The sequence below is a fragment of the Tumidithrix elongata BACA0141 genome, from assembly GCF_036349135.1.
Lineage (GTDB): Bacteria > Cyanobacteriota > Cyanobacteriia > Pseudanabaenales > Pseudanabaenaceae > Tumidithrix > Tumidithrix elongata.
This window is the reverse complement of record NZ_JAZBJZ010000071.1, coordinates 21,207-27,337: the sequence shown is the minus strand read 5'-3', so window position 1 is coordinate 27,337 and position 6,131 is coordinate 21,207. Positions and strand designations below refer to the sequence as shown.

The following is a 6,131-nucleotide window of genomic DNA, read 5'->3' as shown; positions in this document are numbered from 1 at the left end:
TGAGTCCCTTTACGCAAAGATCTCTAGGCGTTGCATTTCATCCTTGAATTGGCGTGGTATTTGAAAATCTAAGTGAAGATAAAAAAGTGAGTGCTAACAGATTAGTTTTTGGCTTCGCCCCCATTAGTAACCAAGTCTGTCTAACTATGTATTATACGGAAAATTTCAGTATGTTTACCCTAGATTAGGTGATTATACTGAAACTTTTTAGATAACACTCCCAATGCGGTGAAATGCCCCGAAAATTATGGAACCCAACAAGCTAACTCAACTGTCCTATTTGTAAATTCCAGAGATCTGCATAGATACCTTGCTGTGCAACGAGTTCTTCGTGTTGTCCCTGCTCCACTAGATGACCGCGTTCCATTACATAAATCCGATCGGCATTGCGAATGGTGGATAAGCGGTGCGCGATCGCGATCGTGGTGCGATTTGCCGTAATGCGTTCTAGGGATTTTTGAATAGCCGCTTCGGTTTCGTTGTCCACCGCAGAAGTCGCCTCATCCAAAATTAAAATCGGGGGATTGCGTAGAACTGCGCGGGCGATCGCTAGGCGCTGTCTTTGCCCGCCTGACAGTTTTTGACCGCGTTCGCCCACAATCGTGTCATAGCCTTGAGGCAACTGCTCGATAAAATCATGGGCTTCCGCAATCTTTGCCGCTTCCACAATGCGATCGGCAGAGGCATCAAAACTTCCATAGGCAATATTTTCCAGTACAGAGCCATGAAATAAAAACACATCTTGGCTCACCCAACCAATGCAGGAGCGCAAATCTTTGAGTTGCAGTTCTCGAATGTCAATGCCATCCAAAGTGATTTTTCCCGATTGAATTTCATACAACCGCATGAGCAGCTTCACAAGCGTACTTTTGCCTGAGCCTGTCGCACCGACGATCGCGATCGTCTTGCCCGCAGGAATCAGCAGAGACAATTCCTTAACCACAGGATGTCTATCCTTATAGGCAAAGGTGACATCATGCAGTTCGATTTCCCCTCTGATTTTTGAAGAGGTTCCATTAGTGCTTGACAAATCGCTTTGGGGTAGCGTCAGATGTCCAGAATGAATCTCAATGGGTGTATCGAGCAAATCTAAGACGCGATTGGTGGAAGCCATTGCCCGTTGATATTGATCGAGGGTTTCGCCCAAGCGGGTCAAGGGCCAGAGCAACCGTTGGGTGAGAAAGACCATGACACTATACGCACCGACCGAGAGCCTTCCCGCCACGGTTTCAATACCACCGAGATAGAGAATCGCAATAAACCCAGCAAATACCGCAATCCGAATTAGAGGGACAAAAGCAGCGCTGAGCGCGATCGCATGGCGATTACTTTGACGGTAGCGATTGCTTTCGATTTCAATGCGTTTCTTTTCGTATGCCTCGGTCGTAAAGCTTTTAATCGTGGTGATGCCGCTGAGATTATTCGATAGCTGCCCGTTGAGCAGGCTTACCTTTTCGCGCACAGTAGCATACCTTGGGGCTAGCCGACTTTGAAAAGCGATCGACCCCCAAAGAATGAAGGGCATCGGTAAGATCGCCATTCCCGCGACGCTGGGCGCAAGGTAAAAGAAGGCTCCGCCAATAATCAGTACGGTAGTTGTAACCTGCAATACCTCATTCGCTCCACCATCGAGAAATCGTTCCAATTGATTAATGTCATCGCTGAGAATAGACATCAATCCACCCGTGCTGCGCTCTTCAAAAAAAGCCAGTTCTAATTCCTGTAAATGGCTATAGGCATCTAACCGCAGGTCGTGTTGAATATTCTGGGCTAAATTTCGCCACAACCGCGCAAAGGCATACTCAAAGATAGACTCTAAGCCCCAGATCACCGCACTCACGAGCGATAATGCCAAAAGTTGGCTGGGGATATCGACAATCCCCATATGGGCAATCAGGGAATCTTTTTTTTGGACGACGACATCAACGGCTGCCCCAATCAGTGCGGGTGGGGCAAGGTCAAAAATCTTGTTGAGAATCGAACAGGTAGTTGCTTGTAAGATGAGCTGGTTATAGTGGTGCCCATACTTCAGCAAGCGGATGAATGGGTGCTCTGAAGACTTTTTAGAAGTTTTTGATGAGAGTTGGGACATTACATTTACGCTAGGTTTAACGTCGATCGTTTATATGCTGGAATCTTTAGCTTTCAGCGTTTCAGTATCATAATCGAAGGCTTTTAAGGATGTAGTTCTCACGGTTGCATAGTAGATCGCCCAAGAGTTGCTAGCTCTAACTCTGAATTAAGCCTGCAACGATATTGATACTCATTGCCACAATCATGGTATTAAAAAAGAAAGAAAGAATGCCATGAAATAAAGATAATCGCCGCAGCGATCGCGATCGGATGGCAACGTCTGAAACCTGACTAGTCATGCCAATCACAAAAGAGAAGTATAAAAAGTCCCAGTAGTCGGGTTCGATATCATCGGGAAAGTCTAAACCACCTGCATGACTATCTTTCAGGATTTTGTGATCTTGATAATATTCATGGGCATAATGCATGGCAAAAATTGTATGCACGAGCAACCAAGACCCAATAATCGTCACCCCTAAAAGCGTTACCCGCAAAATCAATAGCCCTGTTTCGACGCCCTTGGTATCTCGGAGCACAAAGCCGATCGCCAGAATACTGGCACAGGCGGCCGCCACAATTAAGCTCAAAATCACAAAACGTCCTTCGTCTTGGCTCTGGGCATTGCGGCGCATGTTCTCAGGGTTTCCTTTGAGCATCAACAACCAAGTTAATCCTAAAAAGCAAACCATGCCTGCATCCCACATGCAGAGCAGGTGCGTAGAGAGCTTAAACCAAGATGGCAGTAAAACGGAAACGACTACAGCAACGAAGATAGAAATTAGAAGTCGGGGGCGCACGCTCCAATGCCGAGGGAGTTTAGGACGATGCAAAGGATTCATACATTAAAAGCCTCAAATTCAAAGATTCTTGACTTCGCTTTGCGCCGTGGTTTGAGCGGAGTCGAAACCCAAACCTCTATCGTAGGGGCACATGAATTGCCCCTACGAATTCTTCAGAATTCTAAAACCTTAGAGCGATCGCGTTCCTTCGGGCGGAACCACAAAGGCATAATCGCTAACTACCTTGCCGCCGATGATATGTTCTTGCAAAATCTGCTCTAGGACGGACTCAGTCACCGAGTGATACCAAACGCCTTCAGGATAAACCACTAAAATTGGGCCCTGTTCGCATACCCTCAGACAATTTGCCTTCGTCCGAAAGGTATGGGCTTCGAGATCGAGTTCCTTAACCCGTTTTTTGAGATAGTCCCAAACTTTTAGCCCGACTTCCTTTTGGCAGCAGAGGGGCTTGGTCTGATCGGCACAAAGAAAGAGATGTCGCTCGATCCGATCGATTGACAGCTTTTGGACGCGATCGCGCAGGATTTTCTCAATCTCTGATGGAATTGGGTCAGACTGGTGTTGTTCCAAATCTGTCCCAGATTCTTTATCTAAGGCAGCATCTGCGATCGCAACATCAGGGGTTGATTTCATTAATCTGCTTTTTAGTATTGCGAAATTGATAGGCGGGATTGATTCCGGGCAAGCCCAACATCTGACGCACAGCCACATCGACGACAGGGAATTCGATTCTACCCTCTTGGTCAAACACCTTTTCGCCCTCAGCATTAATCAGCACGGTTTGGGGCACTAAACCTCTATAGTAAAAGCCTTCATCGGTAGGGGAATAGTTAGAAGTGTCGGGGTCTAAACTATCGACGGGTACGGGAATTAAGGTCAGGTTTTTGGTATAAAAAGCCTGCATTTGATTGAGCAATGGGGAGAAAAGCTTGCAGTCAGAACTATCATCGACATAAAACAACAGCAACGCTCCTCGCCCTAGCCGCAGGGATTCTTTGAGGTTGACTCTCGCAGGTACGAGCGAACCATTTCCACCATAGAGTGCAAAGATATTGCCGTCATAGCGATCGTCTGTCAAAACTGCCGAGGCAGAGGGAGAGAACAGCCCAGATAACCCAACGATGCACAAAAATGCGATCGCTAAGGTAAGTCCGCGCTGTAAAAACCTCGCCAAAACACGACCCAATGACAAACTTAAACACCCATGCAGGCGATCGGATAACCAACTATTCATCGTATATTCCAAGCTATGTAAAAGCTATTCACAAGTGCTAGCTATGGATAACAACTTAGCACTCATGGAACCCATGGGCGCGAATCAAGTCAAAAAATTCTTTCTTCATGTAAGGGTCGCTTCTAAATGCACCACGTACGATCGAGTTGATCATTTTGGTCTCTGGTTCCTTGACCCCGCGCCAGCTCATGCACATGTGCTGGGCTTTGATCACAAACGCTAAGCCCTTGGGCTTAATCAGATTTTCGATCGTGTCAGCCACCATTACAGCCGCTTCTTCTTGAATGTGCGGGCGACTCATGACCCAATCCACAATACGGTTAAATTTAGAAATGCCAATGACGCGATCGCTAGGCAAAATCCCCACCCAAGCTTGACCGACGATCGGGACAAAGTGATGAGAGCAGGCAGAACGCACCGTAATCGGGCCTAGCGTATAGATTTCATCCAATTCTTTAGCATTGGGGAAATCGGTGACCTTGGGCATGGGATAATAGCGTCCTTTAAACACTTCATCGACATACATTTTGGCAACGCGCCGCGCTGTTTCTCTGGTGTTGTGATCGTTTTTTGTATCGATAATTAGAGAGTCAAATACGCTTTGCAGCTTGGCTTGAATTTCTAATTTCAGTGCCTCTCTTTCTTCATCGCTGAGATGATGCGCAATGTTGTCATTGGCAAAATAAGGATCGCCAGCCGCTTCGATGCGATCGCGAATGACTTCCGAAATGGGCTGTTGGATCAAAATTTGCTCTAGGGATGAAATTGCCGAGCGCGAATCTCTCGGATCGTTATCAGGATTGACAGCAGCAGGACGGGGGACTGAAATTGTCATGTTAATTTAAAACTTTTGCTTGACGATACAAAGGAATTTTTAGCTGTGGCAGGGGCATGCTTGATCTAGAAAAGATCGAACTCAACAAGCTATAGGGCTAAATGATGATTGGATATTGCCACGACAAATCTGTGTCCGGATGTTGCCATCGGATACAGTTGCTAAATACCATTAAAGGGTTTAACAGTTATCAAGCAGCCGAGTTCCTATCATCACCGATCTGCAAATATCTATCTTCTGCCCATAGATTGAATTTTTTATATTGACTTAAGATTCACTTTTACAATTCTAAATCAACACACAATTTAGTTGTTCGCAATCTTCAATAAAATCACCCAAAAGTTCTGAATAGATGAATTCCTCACGCTCCTAATCCCATGGAGAATTTGATTCTTGAGTATTTCTACTTATGGAAATGAGAATTCACCTGTTTATAACACCCCTGCATTGGGCATGAGAACCAAATCGGTAATTACAGCACTAGGAGGTAGGGTCAGCAAACTGAGAATTGCTTCAGCTACCGTTTCAGGTTGTAACATCATTTTGCGATCGAAATTTGCCGCTACTTCCGCACCCAAGGTATCCCACAAAGGCGTATCTACAGAGCCGGGACAAATAGACATGACTTTAATGCCGTGCGATCGCTCTTCCGCCGCTAAGGCTTGGGTGAGTCCTAGGAGGGCAAACTTACTGGCGCTATAGGCTCCCCAAGTGGGAAATGCCTGTTTGCCCGCGATCGAGGCAACATTGACAATCGTGCCATTGCCTTGCGATCGCATTGTCGGTAACACCGCTTGAATGCACTGAAACACGCTGGTGAGATTTAAATCCATGAGGCTTTGCCAAGTGGCTAAGGGCATATCAATAATTTCGCCCACATAGGCCATCCCTGCATTATTGATTAAAATATCGACCCCACCTAGGTTTGCGATTACATGTCCGATCTGGCTTGCCACCTGCTCGACATTGGCTAAATCGATCGCGTAGGTTTTGGCTTTGGCTTTGGTTTCTGCCACGGCTCCGACCAACTCGATCGCGACATTGGCAGGATTGCGACTGACTAAGGCAACCTCTGCCCCTGCTTGGAGCAATTGCAGCGTCACCTGTTTTCCAATGCCGCTACTTGCGCCCGTGATGATAACTTTTTTACCAGCAAGATTGTTTGACATAGCGATCGCTTAACTCGTGT

At 46.4% G+C, this 6,131-nt stretch carries 6 protein-coding genes; all 6 read right to left on the bottom strand.

The window, feature by feature from the left end; translation table 11 throughout:
* Nucleotides 1-262: 262 nt before the first annotated feature.
* Complete coding sequence (locus V2H45_RS16410; RefSeq protein WP_330484739.1) at nt 263-2,092, bottom strand: ABC transporter ATP-binding protein; 1,830 nt, start codon at nt 2,090-2,092, stop codon at nt 263-265.
* A 136-nt stretch (nt 2,093-2,228) separates the two neighbouring features.
* On the bottom strand, nt 2,229-2,912 hold the full coding sequence (locus V2H45_RS16405) for a DUF1345 domain-containing protein (RefSeq protein ID WP_330484738.1): 684 nt from the start codon (nt 2,910-2,912) through the stop codon (nt 2,229-2,231).
* 129 nt (nt 2,913-3,041) lie between these two features.
* A complete protein-coding gene (locus tag V2H45_RS16400) occupies nt 3,042-3,506 on the bottom strand; it encodes a (2Fe-2S) ferredoxin domain-containing protein (protein ID WP_330484737.1) in 465 nt (154 codons plus the stop codon).
* Nucleotides 3,490-4,107 carry a thylakoid membrane photosystem I accumulation factor gene (locus tag V2H45_RS16395; protein WP_330484736.1) on the bottom strand — a complete coding sequence of 206 codons (618 nt, stop codon included), beginning with the start codon at nt 4,105-4,107 and terminating at the stop codon, nt 3,490-3,492. The genes V2H45_RS16400 and V2H45_RS16395 overlap by 17 nt, the downstream gene beginning before the upstream one ends.
* Before the next feature lie 55 nt (nt 4,108-4,162).
* Complete coding sequence (gene folE / locus V2H45_RS16390; protein WP_330484735.1) at nt 4,163-4,942, bottom strand: GTP cyclohydrolase I; 780 nt, start codon at nt 4,940-4,942, stop codon at nt 4,163-4,165.
* A 431-nt stretch (nt 4,943-5,373) separates the two neighbouring features.
* Nucleotides 5,374-6,111 carry an SDR family oxidoreductase gene (locus V2H45_RS16385; RefSeq protein WP_330484734.1) on the bottom strand — a complete coding sequence of 246 codons (738 nt, stop codon included), beginning with the start codon at nt 6,109-6,111 and terminating at the stop codon, nt 5,374-5,376.
* Nucleotides 6,112-6,131: the final 20 nt, after the last annotated feature.

Excerpts from the sequence above, each read along its gene's own strand:
- V2H45_RS16410 (WP_330484739.1), bottom strand. The coding sequence starts at position 2,092 with ATGTCCCAACTCTCATCAAAAACTTCTAAAAAGTCTTCAGAGCACCCA.
- V2H45_RS16405 (WP_330484738.1), bottom strand. The coding sequence starts at position 2,912 with ATGAATCCTTTGCATCGTCCTAAACTCCCTCGGCATTGGAGCGTGCGC.
- V2H45_RS16400 (WP_330484737.1), bottom strand. The coding sequence starts at position 3,506 with ATGAAATCAACCCCTGATGTTGCGATCGCAGATGCTGCCTTAGATAAA.
- V2H45_RS16395 (WP_330484736.1), bottom strand. The coding sequence starts at position 4,107 with ATGAATAGTTGGTTATCCGATCGCCTGCATGGGTGTTTAAGTTTGTCA.
- folE (WP_330484735.1), bottom strand. The coding sequence starts at position 4,942 with ATGACAATTTCAGTCCCCCGTCCTGCTGCTGTCAATCCTGATAACGAT.
- V2H45_RS16385 (WP_330484734.1), bottom strand. The coding sequence starts at position 6,111 with ATGTCAAACAATCTTGCTGGTAAAAAAGTTATCATCACGGGCGCAAGT.